The 15,338-nt window shown below is 59.7% G+C and carries 20 protein-coding genes; 13 read left to right on the top strand and 7 right to left on the bottom strand.

The genetic code is table 11. The annotated features are described in order from the left end of the window. Positions 1–24: 24 nt before the first annotated feature. On the top strand, positions 25–570 hold the full coding sequence (locus ACSAMW_RS20900) for a 1,2-dihydroxy-3-keto-5-methylthiopentene dioxygenase (protein WP_500591898.1): 546 nt from the start codon (positions 25–27) through the stop codon (positions 568–570). Positions 571–582: 12 nt separating this feature from the next. After that, positions 583–1,266, top strand: a complete 684-nt coding sequence (gene mtnC / locus ACSAMW_RS20905) for an acireductone synthase (protein WP_500591899.1) — start codon at positions 583–585, stop codon at positions 1,264–1,266. A gap of 125 nt (positions 1,267–1,391) precedes the next feature. On the opposite strand, the gene ACSAMW_RS20910 is transcribed toward mtnC, so the two are convergent. Beyond that, positions 1,392–1,670 (bottom strand): DUF3509 domain-containing protein, encoded by a 279-nt coding sequence (locus tag ACSAMW_RS20910; RefSeq protein WP_500591900.1) that lies wholly within the window; start codon positions 1,668–1,670, stop codon positions 1,392–1,394. 330 nt (positions 1,671–2,000) lie between these two features. On the opposite strand from ACSAMW_RS20910, the gene ACSAMW_RS20915 reads away from it, so the two are divergent. The 5 genes from ACSAMW_RS20915 (at position 2,001) to ACSAMW_RS20935 (ending at position 6,494) form a co-directional block, all read left to right on the top strand. Next, on the top strand, positions 2,001–2,525 hold the full coding sequence (locus ACSAMW_RS20915) for an ankyrin repeat domain-containing protein (protein ID WP_500591901.1): 525 nt from the start codon (positions 2,001–2,003) through the stop codon (positions 2,523–2,525). Between the two features lie 49 nt (positions 2,526–2,574). Then, positions 2,575–3,096, top strand: a complete 522-nt coding sequence (locus ACSAMW_RS20920) for a hypothetical protein (RefSeq protein ID WP_168081602.1) — start codon at positions 2,575–2,577, stop codon at positions 3,094–3,096. Between the two features lie 57 nt (positions 3,097–3,153). After that, positions 3,154–3,342 carry a PLDc N-terminal domain-containing protein gene (locus ACSAMW_RS20925; RefSeq protein WP_168081600.1) on the top strand — a complete coding sequence of 63 codons (189 nt, stop codon included), beginning with the start codon at positions 3,154–3,156 and terminating at the stop codon, positions 3,340–3,342. Between the two features lie 95 nt (positions 3,343–3,437). Then, positions 3,438–4,298, top strand: a complete 861-nt coding sequence (gene speE / locus ACSAMW_RS20930) for a polyamine aminopropyltransferase (protein WP_500591902.1) — start codon at positions 3,438–3,440, stop codon at positions 4,296–4,298. Between the two features lie 117 nt (positions 4,299–4,415). Continuing rightward, a complete protein-coding gene (locus tag ACSAMW_RS20935; protein WP_500591903.1) occupies positions 4,416–6,494 on the top strand; it encodes an LTA synthase family protein in 2,079 nt (692 codons plus the stop codon). 81 nt (positions 6,495–6,575) lie between these two features. On the opposite strand, the gene ACSAMW_RS20940 is transcribed toward ACSAMW_RS20935, so the two are convergent. Beyond that, entirely contained in the window at positions 6,576–6,794 is a 219-nt protein-coding gene (locus ACSAMW_RS20940; RefSeq protein ID WP_500591904.1) for an SEC-C metal-binding domain-containing protein, read from the bottom strand. 5 nt (positions 6,795–6,799) lie between these two features. Next, a complete protein-coding gene (locus ACSAMW_RS20945; protein ID WP_500591905.1) occupies positions 6,800–7,285 on the bottom strand; it encodes an LEA/WHy family protein in 486 nt (161 codons plus the stop codon). Positions 7,286–7,345: 60 nt separating this feature from the next. On the opposite strand from ACSAMW_RS20945, the gene ACSAMW_RS20950 reads away from it, so the two are divergent. Next, entirely contained in the window at positions 7,346–7,867 is a 522-nt protein-coding gene (locus ACSAMW_RS20950) for a hypothetical protein (protein WP_500591906.1), read from the top strand. Here the strand turns inward: ACSAMW_RS20950 and ACSAMW_RS20955 are convergent. After that, the gene (locus ACSAMW_RS20955; protein WP_500591907.1) at positions 7,864–8,340 is read right to left on the bottom strand and encodes a YchJ family protein; all 477 of its coding nucleotides are present in this window, start codon (positions 8,338–8,340) and stop codon (positions 7,864–7,866) included. The genes ACSAMW_RS20950 and ACSAMW_RS20955 overlap by 4 nt on opposite strands. A 2-nt stretch (positions 8,341–8,342) precedes the next feature. After that, the gene (locus tag ACSAMW_RS20960; protein WP_500591908.1) at positions 8,343–8,834 is read right to left on the bottom strand and encodes a DUF6231 family protein; all 492 of its coding nucleotides are present in this window, start codon (positions 8,832–8,834) and stop codon (positions 8,343–8,345) included. A 149-nt stretch (positions 8,835–8,983) separates the two neighbouring features. Between ACSAMW_RS20960 and ACSAMW_RS20965 the strand changes: the two genes are divergently transcribed. The 4 genes from ACSAMW_RS20965 to ACSAMW_RS20980 all read left to right on the top strand — a co-directional run bounded on the left by ACSAMW_RS20965 (position 8,984) and on the right by ACSAMW_RS20980 (position 11,361). Next, the gene (locus tag ACSAMW_RS20965; RefSeq protein ID WP_500591909.1) at positions 8,984–9,721 is read left to right on the top strand and encodes a PA1041 family peptidoglycan-binding anchor lipoprotein; all 738 of its coding nucleotides are present in this window, start codon (positions 8,984–8,986) and stop codon (positions 9,719–9,721) included. A 67-nt stretch (positions 9,722–9,788) separates the two neighbouring features. Continuing rightward, positions 9,789–10,085, top strand: a complete 297-nt coding sequence (locus tag ACSAMW_RS20970; protein ID WP_500591910.1) for a DUF1145 domain-containing protein — start codon at positions 9,789–9,791, stop codon at positions 10,083–10,085. A gap of 89 nt (positions 10,086–10,174) precedes the next feature. Next, positions 10,175–10,783, top strand: coding sequence for a DUF4823 domain-containing protein (locus ACSAMW_RS20975; protein WP_168081580.1), 609 nt, complete (start codon positions 10,175–10,177; stop codon positions 10,781–10,783). A gap of 17 nt (positions 10,784–10,800) precedes the next feature. Then, positions 10,801–11,361, top strand: coding sequence for a DUF1285 domain-containing protein (locus tag ACSAMW_RS20980; RefSeq protein WP_500591911.1), 561 nt, complete (start codon positions 10,801–10,803; stop codon positions 11,359–11,361). A gap of 3 nt (positions 11,362–11,364) precedes the next feature. Here the strand turns inward: ACSAMW_RS20980 and ACSAMW_RS20985 are convergent, their stop codons facing one another. Further along, on the bottom strand, positions 11,365–11,742 hold the full coding sequence (locus tag ACSAMW_RS20985; protein WP_500591912.1) for a COG4315 family predicted lipoprotein: 378 nt from the start codon (positions 11,740–11,742) through the stop codon (positions 11,365–11,367). Between the two features lie 34 nt (positions 11,743–11,776). Further along, complete coding sequence (locus ACSAMW_RS20990; RefSeq protein WP_500591913.1) at positions 11,777–12,967, bottom strand: amino acid aminotransferase; 1,191 nt, start codon at positions 12,965–12,967, stop codon at positions 11,777–11,779. A 249-nt stretch (positions 12,968–13,216) separates the two neighbouring features. Here ACSAMW_RS20990 and uvrB point away from each other — a divergent pair, with 249 nt between their 5' ends. Next, on the top strand, positions 13,217–15,232 hold the full coding sequence (gene uvrB / locus ACSAMW_RS20995) for an excinuclease ABC subunit UvrB (RefSeq protein WP_168081572.1): 2,016 nt from the start codon (positions 13,217–13,219) through the stop codon (positions 15,230–15,232). Positions 15,233–15,338: the final 106 nt, after the last annotated feature.

Below are 15,338 nucleotides of genomic sequence, written 5' to 3' on the forward strand. Positions count from 1 at the left end.
ACGGCGTACACAAGGAGCTGCCCGATGAGCTGCCTGACCGTTTACCACGAAAGCACCCCAAGCCTGCCGAACAAAGTGCTGACCCACGTTGAAGACATTGCCGCCACTTTGGCTGAACACAACGTGCGGTTCGAGCGCTGGGAGGCGGCCGCGCCCATACAGCCCGGCGCCAGCCAAGAGGCTGTGATTAATGCGTACCGTGCGCAGATCGACCGGCTGATGACCGAATGCGGTTACGTGACCGTGGACGTGATCAGCCTGGCGGCCGACCACCCGGACAAAGCCGCACTGCGTGCCAAGTTTCTGGAAGAACACCGCCATGGTGAGGACGAAGTCCGTTTCTTTGTGGCGGGTCGTGGCCTGTTCACCTTGCACTTGGGTGAATACGTCTACGCCGTGCTGTGCGAAAAGAACGATCTCATTTCCGTGCCTGCCGGAACACCCCATTGGTTCGATATGGGGGAACACCCTCACTTCGTAGCCATTCGCCTGTTCAACAATGCCGAAGGCTGGGTGGCCAACTTCACGGGTGAGCCCATCGCCAAGCACTTTCCACGCCTGGATGACTGAAGGATGCTCTCAATGCCCATCAAGGCCATACTCACCGACATCGAAGGCACCACCAGCTCGGTCAAATTCGTGTACGACGTGTTGTTCCCCTACGCCGTTCGCCAATTGCCTGGGTTTGTGCGTGAGCAGGCGCATGATCCGCAGGTCGCTGCTCAGATCGCGGCGGTGCGTACCGAAGCAGGCGAGCAGGGTGCAAGCCTGGAACGGGTCGTCGACATTCTTCTAGGGTGGATGAGCGAAGACCGCAAAGTGACGCCACTCAAAGCGCTCCAAGGGATCGTGTGGCAGCGGGGATACGAGACCGGTGAACTCAAGGGCCATGTGTACCCGGATGCCGTGGCAGCGTTGAAGCGCTGGAAGGATGAGGGGTATGACCTGTATGTATATTCCTCCGGCTCGGTCCAAGCGCAAAAGCTGCTATTTGGCTATTCCGAAGCGGGTGACCTGACAGCCCTGTTTTCAGGCTATTTCGACACCACCAGTGGTGGCAAGCGGGCTCAGGCTAGTTATACGGACATTGCGCAAGCCATGGGATTGCCGCCAGAGCACGTACTGTTCCTGTCTGATATAGGCGAGGAGCTGGAGGCTGCAAGTGCTGCAGGAATGGCCGTGTGCGGGTTGGCGCGAGAGGAGAAGCTGGACACCTTGCATCCAGTGGTGGCGACCTTTACGTCTATTGAGCCAAGGGCTTTTTAAACGCTTATGTAAAACTAAATCCGCCATTAGCCGGTCCACTGTTACAGCGTGGTGGGAGGGCCGGTGGCGGATTTTTCGTGGTTGCTATCTGCCCAAATGCCAAGCGTTGGCGGCAGACCTTTCGCTTAGACCGAATGGTAAGTCGGCAGGGCGAAGCGGTTCTGGCTTTGCAGCAAATGGATTTCTGGGAGCTGACTGACTTCGCCTGCCAGGTCACGGCGAATGGCGCTGATTACCCAAGACAGCTGCTCTGGCGTATTGAGCTGGGAGTAAGAGATGGAGCGGCGGGTTTGACGGCCGTCCTCGCCACGTAGAGTCAGCAGGACTGCACCATCCGGGCGAGGCTGGGCAATCACGTCATATTCCGAAAACAGGCTAGCGAATTTTTCTTGGAGGAATTCCATCTGGCGACTCCTTGGCATTTCGAGTGGGCTGGCTGACCAGCTGGCGATGCAAGGAAGGTTGCAGCGAATGTGCCAAGTACCTATAAAAAATAAAATCCTTGTTTTTCAATGGCTTGGCTAAGGAAGGATTTTTACGCGTTCGTGCAATCTGCAAGGTGAGGGGTAGGGGAGTATGCATTTTGCGTGATGGGCATCACACTTCAGCGGATAGTGTGTATATGACATCATTTGGCATTTAAATTCCGTGCTCAGCGCTTCAGTTGACGAGCGGTTGACCCACCGTCTGTCTCTCAGGAACACTGTGGCAAACTGTTCTGGCTGGAGCCTTCAATGCCTGATTCAACTGCCCCTCACGTAATGACCGAAGACGAAGCTGCCGAATTTGCAGCCCAAGTGTTCGATGTGGCTCGAAAAGGCGATGCCGACATGCTGCAAAAACTGCTGGAGAAGGGCGTGCCCGCCAACCTTCGTAACCACAATGGCGATACGCTCCTGATGCTTGCCAGCTACCACGAGCACCTGGCCGCGGCGCGCACGTTGTTGGAAGGGGGTGCCGACGCCAACATCGCTAACGACAAGAACCAGTTGCCACTGGCCGGTGCCGCATTCAAAGGCAACCAAGCGATGGCACAACTGCTTATCGAACATGGGGCCGATGTAAACGGCTGCGCAGCAGATGGCCGTACCGCGCTTATGATGGCCGCCATGTTCAACCGCACCGAGCTGGTGGCCTGGCTACTGGAACAGGGCGCCGATCTCCAGGCGCGTGACCGCGCAGGCGTCGATGCGTTGGGCGCGGCCAGGGCAATGGGCGCACAGGCCACAGTTGCACAGCTTGAAGCCTTGGCTCACTGAAGGTGTGGGGCTGGTATCCTTGGTATTTCTCCAATGAAACCTGGACCCCATGCAAAGCCTTTTGATTGAACTCCTCACGTGCATCAGCTCCGGCTGCATGACAGACGCCGATATTGCCCGGGTGGCCGACGAAGCGGCTGCTGCCTATGCCGACCCTGATGGCTTCCTGGCGGCCAACCCGGACATCAACTACGACGACAGCTTCCCTATTCCCCTTGGTGAGTGGGTGATTGTAGGCAGCCTGCCGGACACCGTACTGTTTCAGGCCGACAGCTATCCGGAACTGCTAGAGCAGATCATGGCCTCCTTCGGCCCGGGCGTGCCCTTCAACCTCAAGCCCAAGCAGCTGATGCGCGTCGAGCCTCAGGTGGCTGTCAACCGCCTGCAGATCCAGTTGTCCAGCATGAACAAAGAGGTAGGCGGTTATGTCCTGCTCAACTTCAGCCGCGTTCTGGACACGGAACTACAGGCAGTGCTGGTCTACCACAATGACCTGCCCAAGGTGCTACAGCTCTGCGAGCAGGCGCATATTTACGCAGCCCCTGCACTAGAGGCGCTGAAGGCGGGGTAACGGAACCGCCAGCGCGGCAAACGGCCTAATGCCGGTACCTGCCTACTGGAGTGCGTCATGGGTGCTACTTTCAATGGCCTGTTCGGCCTTATCGTTCTGGCGCTGGATATCTGGGCCATTCTTCACGTGCTTAAAAGCGGCGAGGAGGTGGGCATCAAAGTGCTGTGGGTACTGCTGATCGCCATTGTGCCGGTGCTGGGTTTGATTATCTGGGCGATCTTGGGGCCGCGGGGAAAGCTCAGATAGGCACACGGTTAGCCTTGTCACCGTTCACGTACTAGAATGCGCCCCTTTCTTACCCCGGTGGCACCTGCTGCCGCCGATTAGCAGGGGACCTGTTCATGAGCGACTATCAGGAAACACTTTACGAGGGCTATGGCCAGCGGTTCCGTATGGAAAAGCTTCTTCACGAGGTGCGCACTGACCACCAGCACCTGGTGATCTTCCAGAACCCGGTGATGGGCCGCGTAATGGCCCTGGATGGCGTGATCCAGACGACCGAGGCCGATGAGTTCATCTACCACGAGATGCTCACCCATGTGCCGATCTTCGCCCATGGCGCCGCTCGCCGCGTCTTAATCATTGGTGGCGGCGATGGCGGCATGCTGCGTGAGGTGGCCAAGCACCACGGTGTCGAACACATCACCATGGTAGAGATCGACGGCACCGTGGTAGAAATGTGCAAGACGTTCCTGCCTGACCACTCCAAAGGCGCGTTCGAAGACCCTCGCTTGAACCTGGTCATCGATGACGGCATGCGCTTCGTGGCGACCACTGAAGAAAAATTCGATGTGATCATTTCGGACTCCACCGATCCCATCGGGCCGGGTGAAATATTGTTCACCGAAAACTTCTATCAGGCATGCCATCGTTGCCTTAATGAGGGCGGCATTCTGGTTACCCAGAACGGTACGCCTTTCATGCAGCTGGACGGCGTTCGTACCACGGCCGGTCGCCTGCGCGGGTTGTTCGCCGACTGGCATTTCTACCATGCCGCAGTGCCCACCTACATTGGCGGGGCCATGACCTTCGCCTGGGGCGCCACCCGCCCGGAATACCGCAAGTTGCCGCTGGAAACGCTGCGTGCCCGCTTTGCAGGCAGCGGTATTGTGACGCGTTACTACAACCCGGAGATTCATCTGGGCGCCTTTGCACTTCCGCAATATGTGCTGCAGGCCGTCAATAAACCCAGCAACAACTGAGTGAGTGTTACCAAGCCAGCGCCACCGGGGTGAACAGAATTTTCACACCGGCTGTCGCAGGCTTGGGTGCCGCTTCGCTTATTGATCGACCACCTTTGTACGGATACCCGACCCCACATGGCTACCCTGGATGCTCAGCGCCCTGACCGCACGCCCGCGCGCGCGCCTCGGCCTTCCCTGAAGTCTCACCTTGCTTACACGCTGCTGTGCGGCCTGGCCCTGATGGTGCTGTTCAGCGGCCTGCGTGCAGCCCTTCTGGCGTACAACCTGGAGTCTGCAGGGGACGCCTCTACGTCCGCCCTTGCAGAAGGGTTCGTCAACGGCCTGCGCTTTGACCTGCGCGTGGTGGTGTACCTGCTGGTGCCCTTGCTATTGGCGGTGCTCAGCGCTCGCGCCATGGCAGCGCGCGGGTTTTTCCGCGCCTGGTTGACGGTCACGGCCAGCCTGTCGATGTTCGCAGGCCTGCTGGAAATGGACTTCTATCGAGAGTTCCACCAGCGCCTTAATGGCCTGGTGTTCCAGTACGTGAAAGAAGACCCGAAAACCGTGCTCAGCATGATCTGGTACGGTTACCCCGTGGTGCGTTACCTCATCGCTTGGGCCGTGGGCACCCTGCTGCTGAGCCTGGTGTTCAAAGGCATCGACCGGGCAACGCGCCCACGTCAGGTGGCAGTGGCTGGCCGCACAAGCGCGCCCTGGTATGGCCGCACGGCAGTCTTTGTAGTGGTACTGCTTCTGGCTGTTGTGGCCGTGCGCGGCACCTTGCGCCAGGGCCCTCCGCTGCGCTGGGGCGACGCCTATACCACGGACTCGAACTTCGCCAACCAACTGGGCCTCAACGGCGTGCTGACCCTGGCCACGGCAGCCAAGAGCCGCCTGTCCGAGGACCGCGACAACATCTGGCAGGCCACGCTGCCCCAGGCCCAGGCGACGCGTACCGTCCGCGACATGCTGGTGACGCCCAACGAGCGCCTGATCGACACCGACAGCGCCGCTGTACGCAGGGTATTCACGCCACCTGCAGGCAATACCCTGCCAATCCGCAACGTGGTGGTGATCCTGCTGGAAAGCTTTGCTGGCCATTCCGTGGGTGCGTTGGGTAATGACGCCAATATCACGCCGTACTTCGACAAGCTCAGTAAAGAAGGGCTGCTGTTCGATCACTTCTTCTCCAACGGCACCCACACGCACCAAGGCATGTTCGCCACCATGGGCTGCTTCCCCAACCTGCCTGGTTTCGAATACCTGATGCAAACCCCTGAGGGCAGCCATAAGCTTTCCGGCTTGCCTGCGATGCTGAGCCCGCGCGATTACAACGACGTGTATGTGTACAACGGGGATTTTGCTTGGGATAACCAGTCCGGGTTCTTCAGCAACCAAGGCATGACCACCTTTATCGGCCGTGACGACTTCGTAAACCCAGTCTTCTCGGACCCTACTTGGGGCGTGTCGGACCAGGACATGTTCAGCCGCGGCAACGAGGAGCTGGACAAGCTCGCCGGGCAGGGCCAACCGTTCTATGCCCTGTTGCAGTCCTTGTCCAACCATACGCCTTATGCCTTGCCCACCAACCTGCCTGTGGCGCCGGTCACCGGCCGTGGCAACCTGGACCAGCACCTGACCGCCATGCGCTATTCGGATTGGGCCCTGGGGCAGTTCTTCGAAAAAGCCAAGCAATCGCCGTACTATAACCAGACGTTGTTCGTGATCGTGGGCGACCATGGGTTTGGTAACGAGCGGCAATTGACTGAGATGGACTTGAGCCGCTTCAACATTCCGCTGCTGTTGATTGCACCAGGCATCCAGGAGAAATTTGGTGCCGTGAACCACACGGTGGGCACCCAGGTGGACATCGTGCCGACCATCATGGGCCGGCTGGGTGGCGAAACGCAGCACCAGTGCTGGGGCCGGGACCTGCTCAACTTGCAGCAGGGTGACCAGGGCTTTGGCATTATCAAGCCTTCGGGCAGCGAGCAGAGTGTGGCCATCGTGAGCGGTGACCGTATCCTGATCGAGTCCCGTGACATGGAGCCCAAGCTGTACCGCTACAACTTTGGCCCTGAACCCAAGGCCGAGCTGATCCCGGAAACCGCTGACGTTCCGGCCCTGCGCAATAAGCTCGATTCGTTCATCCAAACGGCGACCAAGAGCCTGATGGATAACACGGCGGGTGCGGTGCAGAGCAAGGCCGAGTAAACCTTCGCGTAATAATAAAAGGCCCATCGCGTGATGGGCCTTTTATTTGGAAGCGGGAAAGCTGCTGGCAGCCGTTCAGGCTTAAGCGCCGTGGCACTTCTTGAATTTCTTGCCATTGCCGCACGGGCAGGGGTCATTGCGGCCCACGTCCTTCAATGCGTTGCGGACAGGTTCCTGGGGTTCGTGACTGTGGTTGCAATGCGGGCCGTGGACATGCCCATGATGGCCGTGGTCATGGGAATGAGCATGATCATGATCGTGATTGCAATCCGGGCCATGAACGTGAGGTTGTTGCGACATCTGCACTACTCCAGAAGCAGGCCTGCGGGGGTGAGTTCACCGGTTCGCCGCAGGGAAAGGTTGTGGCCGAATAATAACCCGGTGCGCAGCTCACCCTCCAGCCGATACTGCAACGGCCTGTCCGGGTGGCGCAGCAGTTTGGCCAGGGGCTTGAGGTGCTCCCACAGGTTAGTGCGTACCTCTACCACATGGACGGCCCGGCTGTGGGCACGTACGCTGAACCAGCTGTCATCTTCGCCTTCGGCCAGCAACAGCCCTTCCAGGCTTACCTTGTAGGTAAGGCCGCGCACGGGCAAGTCCTCGTCATTGGGGTTGTCGATCACGAAATGAAGCTTGAAACGCTGTTCCAGCAGCTTCGCCTTGACCACCTCCACACGCTTGAGATGTACTTCCGGGTCTTCATAGTTACCTGTGAGCCAGGTAGAGCAGCCCCCCAACCCGAGCAGAAGGGCCAGCAGCATGAACCTTGCGTTGCGGTGGTTTCGTTGCATCTACCGCCTCCCAGGGGTGTCCATTGAAGAACACCGTGCCGATTTACAGGAGACCATAGCATGGCGCTGTACGAGATTGCTTTCAGAGGTGAATGCATGCCAGGCGTGCCGGTTGAAACCGTGAAGGCCAGTGTTGGGCAACTGTTCCGCGCCGATGCCGAGCGCGTCGCGTTGCTGTTTTCCGGCCGCCGCCTGGTGTTGAAGGGCGGCCTGGAGGCCGCGGCGGCTGAGCGTTTCCGCCAGGCCATGGCCAAGGCAGGGGCTGTTGCCTATGTTCAAGAAACCGCTTCTGTGGAGCACGTTGAACTGGCCCCTCCACCGCCACTGGCTTCGGTCGCTGGCCCTCGGTTGCAGGTCACACCCAGAGATCGCTACATGGCGGCCTTTGTGGACGTGGATGCCCCCGACTACCCGGTGGCCGAACCCGGCGCCTTGATGCAGCCCCAAGCTGCGCCAGTGCCGCCACCGCCGTTGGACCTGAGCCGGTTGAGCCTGGCCCCGGCGGGCGCTGACTTGGTGACGGCTGAGATTGAAACCGTGGCAGTGGTGCCGGATGTTTCGCATTTGAAGCTGGTGCCTTAGGCCCCTGCATAGCCCGAACAACACTTCTTGAATTTCTGCCCGCTCTCACAAGGGCAGGGGTCATTGCGGCCGGCAACCAGCGGCACTGTGGGGTCGATGAAATACCAGCGGCCAGCGTTTTGAACGAAGCCGGAGCGTTCTCGGTGGCTGTGTTCGCCCTGAGTATCGTGCCAACGGGCAACGAAGGTAACCCGAGCGTGCTCAGGCGTGCCGCCCATCACCTCGGCGCTTTCTACTTCCAACCCTAGCCAGGTGGCTTGGGCACTCCATGTGGCCATGGCTTCACGGTCGAGCTTGCCCTGTTGAGCAGGGAGCGTAGTGGCGACTAGGTAGTCCACCCGTCCAAGCACATAGGCGCTATAGCGGGACCTCATCAGGTGCTGGGCATCTGGCGCTGAGTAATCCTCATAAAAACGCCCGCAGCAGGCCTCTAGAAAGCTGCCACTGCCGCAGGGGCATACCGACGTTGCCATGGTTACCACCAATATTTGTCAAAGTGCTGCGGGTTGGCCCAGAAGCGCGCGTTGAGCCAGTCCGGCGCTTGTTTGTATTCGCGCACATCATAAGTGAACAGCCCGAGGGTTTGCGTGTCTCGTTGAAAGGTTGCGGTTTTTTGCAGGGCCAAGGCATAAAAGTCTGTCTCAGCCCAGGGGCTCGCACCCAGGTCAGCCAGCACGGCCAGGCGGCTGGCGTTCAAGTTGCGGATACCACCCAGCAGTTGCTGGCCTTGGCGAAGGGTCAGGTGTTCCAGGCAGTCCACTACCACCGCCAGGTCGAAGCGCTCGCCTGCCAACTCAGGTGGCAGGGCGCCGGGGCCTGCCAGGCCAAGCACCGTGTGGGGGTGCGTTTCCATGAAGGCATCCAGCGCTGGAAAGCGCCCGGCAGCCACCACCAGTAGGCGTTCGGGTGGGTGCGCGTCGAGCACTGCCGCCAGTGCCTGCTGGGGCGTTTGGGTTGAAAGGGTCATGCCGCATGTCCTCTTTTAGAAAACAAAGACTAACGTCCTGGAAACTTCCCGCCTAGTGCGCAATCAATTTGCCTGTATTTCGGCAGAGCGACCTGCCTTGGGCTTTAATCCAATGACCGGCACCGGCCGGCGACACAGGAGTTACAACGATGAGAACAATCGTGCGGGCGTTGTTGCCCGTTCTTCTGGTCAGTAGTGTTCTCTCAGGGTGCGCATCGCACAGTGATGGTACTGCGCCGCTGAACCAAGGGAACTGGCCCATTTGCAGTGCCATCGGGGGTGTAGCAGGTGCAGGGCTGGGCGCGCTGGAAAGCAGCGCCTGGGCTGCAGGGGGAGGGGTGCTGGGTGTGATTACCGGCGGTTTGATCTGTTACGCGCAGGACGGTGACCAGGACGGGGATGGCGTGTTTGACCGCCGTGATCGCTGCCCCGACACGCCACGCGGTACACCGGTATCCCACAACGGTTGCCCATTGCCGCCGCTGCCAGCGCCTGTTGCGGTAGAGCCACCGCCACCACCACCTCAGCCGCCCAAGGAAGAAGTCATCACCCTGAGCGACGCGGGTGACGTGCTGTTTGAGTTTGACAAGTCCAACCTGACCGCAGAGGCCCAAAGCCAGTTGACGGGCTTGCTGGATCGCCTCAACGCGGCTGACATCGTCAGCGTAAAGGTTGAGGGTCATACTGACAGCGTAGGCAGTGACAGTTACAACCAGAGCCTGTCTGAACGCCGCGCCCAAAGCGTGGTGGACTTCCTGACCCAGCACGGCGTGGCCCAGGCCAAGCTGAGCAGCCAGGGCTATGGCGAAAGCCAACCTGTGGCGGACAATGGCACGCCTGAAGGCCGTGCGCAGAACCGTCGAGTGGAACTGCGGCTGAACCGCTGACAGGACGCCTCGCAGCTTTTTCGGTAGAGTAACCCCCTTTACCGAAACGGCTGCGAGGCCCCGCCCCATGAGGTTTCCCACAATCGCTTCTGGCGTTGCCTACCTGCTGCCACTTCTAGGGTGGTGGCTCGTACTGCTGAATCTAGTGTCGCCTTTCCCCAAACCTTTTTCCGCGCTTATCTCCTTTGCTGGCATTAGCCTGTTGCTACTGCATGGGCTGGAGCTGCTGGTGTTCAACCGCAGGTTGCAGAGCAGCAACCGTCACTGGCTGGACCGGCTGCTGGTGCTGGTAATGGGCATTTTCTACCTGCAGGTCGTGCTGCGCAGGCCTGTGGTACCTGCATCTGTTTTAAACAAGGCCTAGCGCAACGCGGCTAGCGCAACGCGGTTGGCGCAAAAGCTGCATTGGGGTCTTCATTCGCCGGGTTTCCGTCGCGGCATTTGGAGAACGCAATGCAAAGGTTGGGTGCTGTACTGGCAATGCTGCTGTTGAGCGGTTGCATGAGTGTGAGTGACATGGGCGTAGTAGCACGGGACCAGCTTAGCGACGCCGGCGTGCTTGACCACAGCCAGACCCGCCGTTCAGTCAACTTCCGGCTGCAGCCAGACTCCTTTATCTACATTGCCCAGGGTTCATTCGTTCCCCCCGGTGGCGCGTACCCTCGGCCTAACGTAGTGGCTGAGGAAGCGTTCAAAGGCTTTGTTGAATACTTCCCCATGGTACGTCGTGCAGAACAGCCTGAGGGCCTTGAACAGGCGCTGACCGAAGCACGGGGTGTGGGTGCGCACTATGTGTTGTACACGCGTTTCGCCAGGGCAGATGACCGTATCGGCAACCTGGACGAATGGTCTGATCAGGAAGCCGTGGACCGGCTGGGCATCGACAGCGGCGTGGTGCAGATGATGCTGATCGAGACCAGTACACGTTATCTGATCGATACTGCCACTATTCGCAGCCGGGGCGGGTTGCTCACCTTCCATAACAACCGGCCGGAAGACTTGCTTGGCCCGCCTTTCGAGGACTACGCTCAGCGCTTGTTAGGCATGGGCGACCAGCCGTAACCGCTTTAGGAACGACCATGAGCAACCTTTCAACGGCTGACAACTTGCTGGAACAGATTCCCAAGGCCAAAGGGTTGCCCCCGGTGCACCTGTGGAACCCGGCCTTTTGTGGGGATATCGACCTCCGCATTGCCCGTGATGGCACCTGGTATTACCTGGGCACCCCTATCACGCGAAAGCCCATGGTGCGGTTGTTCTCAACCATTTTAAGGCGTGATGAAGACCGTTGGTGCCTGGTGACGCCGGTGGAGAAGGTGGGCATCCAGGTTGAGGACGCACCCTTTGTGGCGGTGCTGATGGAGGTGGAAGGTGAGGGCGAGCAACAGCACCTCCACTTCACAGACAACGTGGAGAACCACTTCAGCGCCGGGCCGGAACATCCCCTGCGGGTAGTGACCGATGACGTAACGGGCGAGCCTGCACCTTATGTCACCGTGCGCGGCAACCTGGAGGCTTTGATTAACCGCAATGTCTTCTATCAGCTGGTAGAGCTGGCCGTTACTCGAGAGGTAGACGGCCAGCAGTGGTTAGGCGTGTGGAGCGGGGGAGTGTTTTACACCCTTGGCGAAGCGCCCTAAATCTCAGGGCTTGGCAACGTGCCACACCCCGCCTTTGCCATCTCCGGTCACATCGCCGGGCTTGGCATCGTTTTTCCAGGTGTACAACGGTTTGTCTTTATAGGCCCACTGCTGGCGGCCGTCGTCGCGCTTGACCAGCGTCCAGTCGCCCTCCGGAACAGCGCCAGTTTGAGCCACGAAGGCTGGCCAGTTTTCCACGCACTTGCCATTGCACATGGACATGCCCGTCATGTCCTCATCGTATGTGTACAGGGCCTGGCCCTTGTCATCCACCCATACCGCACCCTTGTCGGTAGTAACGGTCTTGGCGGGTTGGGCAGCCTGGGCAGTGGCCGCGAGGCAGGCGATAGCGAACAGCGCGGGAAGTGCAATACGTTTCATTGAAAGCTCCTGCCTGGGTAGAAGTGACGAGTTCTCAAATGACCTTGCGGATAGCGTCTGTGACGATACCCAGGTTGCTTTGGTTAAGGGCGGCAGCACAGATGCGCCCTGTGTCTAATGCATAGATGCCGAATTCATCACGCAAACGGTGAACCTGAGCGGTTGTCAGGCCTGAGTAGGAGAACATCCCCCGCTGCTGCTGAACGAAACTGAAATCCTGGCTGGCGCCCGCCAGACGGTCGACCAGGGCCAAGCGCATGTCGCGGATGCGGCTACGCATCTCTGCCAGTTCCGATTCCCATAAGGCGCGCAGTTCCGGGCTGTTAAGCACCGTGGCAACAATGGTCGCGCCATGGGTAGGCGGGTTGGAGTAGTTGGTGCGAATCACACGCTTAACCTGGGAAAGCACGCGGGCGCTTTCGTCCCGTGAGGCTGTCACGATCGACAATGCGCCCACGCGCTCTCCATACAGCGAGAAGGACTTGGAGAACGAACTGGACACAAAGAACTCAAGGCCCGCTTCCGCGAACAGGCGTACCGCCTCGGCATCCTCGGCAATACCGTCGCCAAAGCCTTGATAGGCGATGTCCAGGAAGGGGATATGGCCCTTGGCGCGGACCACGTCCAGCACCTGCTCCCAATCGCTGCGGGTCAGGTCCACGCCGGTGGGGTTGTGGCAGCACGCGTGCAGCACCACCACTGAACCACTGGGGAGCGCGTTCAGGTCCTCCAACAGGCCGGAACGGTCCACACCGTGGCTGGTCGCATCATAGTAGCGGTAGTCCTGCACAGGGAAACCGGCGGTTTCGAACAGGGCCCGGTGGTTTTCCCAACTCGGGTCACTGATGGCCACCACGGTATCGGGCTTCAGACGCTTGATGAAATCTGCGCCCAGCTTGAGCGCGCCCGTGCCGCCTACGGCCTGAACGGTCACCACACGGCCTTCGGCCAGTAGCGACGACTGCTCCCCGAACAGCAGCACCTGTACGGCCTTGTCGTAGGCGACGATGCCGTCGATGGGCAGGTAGCCGCGCGCCGCGTGCTGGGCCACTCGAGCCTGCTCAGCCTGGATGACAGCCTTGAGCAGCGGAAGTTTGCCAGCTTCGTCGTAGTACACACCTACGCCCAGGTTGATCTTGCCCGTGCGAGGGTCGGCGTTGAAGGCTTCGTTGAGGCCGAGGATAGGATCGCGGGGTGCCAATTCTACAGCGGAAAACAGGCTCATGAGGGACCGTGGCTCTGTGGGAGAAGTTAAAAAGACCGCACCAACGCGGTACGCCAACGGTCAGTGAGTATAGAGACCGCACCGCAGGTTCGCGACCGCCATGGCTTTGTTTTAGTGAATTTATTTCCCCGCCTGAATCAGGCCCAGCAGCACTTTGCTGAGGCCCTGAAAGCATGCGGGTTTGACGGGACAGCAATGGCCCAAGTACTGTTTATGGATACAGCCCTGCGGGGTGAGCCGAGGTAGACCATGTCCGAATTCCAGCTTGTTACCCAATACCGCCCTGCTGGCGATCAGCCTGAAGCGATCCGCCAACTGGTAGAGGGCATCGATGCAGGCCTGGCGCATCAGACACTGCTGGGGGTGACGGGCTCAGGCAAGACGTTCAGCATTGCTAACGTAGTGTCCCAAGTAAAGCGGCCGACGTTGGTACTGGCACCTAACAAAACCCTCGCAGCCCAGTTGTATGGGGAGTTCAAGGCGTTCTTCCCCAACAACGCCGTTGAGTACTTTGTGTCCTACTACGACTATTACCAGCCCGAGGCCTATGTGCCGTCGTCGGACACCTTCATCGAAAAGGACGCCTCCATCAACGATCACATCGAACAGATGCGGTTGTCGGCCACCAAGGCCCTGCTGGAGCGTAAAGACGCGATCATCGTCACTACGGTCAGTTGCATCTACGGCTTGGGCAGCCCAGAAACCTATTTGCGTATGGTGCTGCACCTGGACCGGGGTGACCGCTTCGACCAGCGTGAACTGCTGCGTCGGCTGGCTGAACTGCAGTACACCCGCAACGAAATGGATTTCGCCCGGGCCACCTTCCGCGTGCGTGGCGACGTAATCGACGTATTCCCGGCCGAGTCGGACCTGGAAGCCATCCGTATCGAGCTGTTCGACGATGAAATCGAAAACATCTCGTCCTTCGACCCGCTTACCGGGGAAATCATCCAGCGCCTGCCGCGCTACACCCTCTACCCCAAGACCCACTACGTGACCCCTAGGGAAACCATCGTAGGGGCCATCGAGAAGATCAAGGTGGAGCTGGAAGAGCGCCTGGAATACCTGCGCGGGGCCAACAAGCTGGTAGAGGCCCAGCGGCTGGAGCAGCGCACCCGGTTCGACCTTGAAATGATGCTGGAGCTGGGCTATTGCAACGGGATCGAAAACTACTCCCGCTACCTGTCAGGCCGCCCGGCCGGGGCCCCGCCGCCTACGTTGTACGACTATCTGCCGGCCGAGGCCCTGCTGGTGATCGACGAGTCCCATGTGAGCGTGCCTCAGGTAGGCGCCATGTACAAAGGCGACCGCTCACGCAAGGAAACCTTGGTGGAATACGGCTTCCGCCTGCCGTCGGCGCTGGATAACCGGCCCATGCGTTTCGAAGAGTGGGAATCGATCATGCCCCAGACCATCTTCGTCTCAGCCACGCCAGGCCCTTACGAGCAGGAGCATGCGGGGAGGGTGGTCGAGCAGGTGGTGCGGCCTACGGGCCTGGTGGACCCTCAGATCGAGATCCGCCCCGCGTCCACTCAGGTGGATGATCTGTTGTCGGAAATCCGCAAACGTGTTGCCCTTGATCAGCGTGTACTGGTGACCACACTGACCAAGCGGATGTCCGAAGACCTTACGGACTACCTGGCGGACCACGATGTGCGTGTGCGCTATCTGCACTCGGACATCGATACCGTAGAGCGGGTGGAGATCATTCGTGACCTGCGCCTGGGCACGTTCGACGTGCTGGTGGGGATCAACCTGCTGCGCGAGGGCCTGGACATGCCTGAGGTGGCCTTGGTGGCCATTCTGGATGCGGACAAGGAAGGGTTCCTGCGCTCGGAGCGCTCGCTGATTCAGACCATTGGCCGTGCGGCCCGTAACCTCAATGGTCGAGCCATTTTGTACGCGGACAACATGACAGGCTCCATGGAACGCGCCATCAACGAGACAGATCGCCGTCGTGAGAAGCAGATCGCGTTCAACGAGGCCAACGGTATCGTGCCCAAGGGCGTAGTGCGCGACATTGCAGACATTCTTGAAGGCGCCAACATTCCAGGGGGCAAGAGCAAGAAGCGCAAGGGCATGGCCAAGGCTGCTGAAGAAAGCGCCAAGTACGAAGCCGAGCTGCGTAGCCCAAGCGAAATCACCAAGCGCATTCGCCAGTTGGAAGAGAAGATGCTGCAGTATGCGCGCGACCTGGAGTTCGAGGCCGCGGCGCAAACTCGGGACGAGATCGGCAAATTGCGCGAGCGTTTACTGGCGGTGTAAGCATCAGGCCCAAGGTTCGTCCGCTTCGCCCACTGCGCCCGCGCTTCGCAGGCTCCCACAAGCTCTTTCAGTGACTGGCGCACCTTGTGGGACCGGGCTTGCCCGG

This window comes from Pseudomonas sp. AB39(2026) (assembly GCF_059831485.1).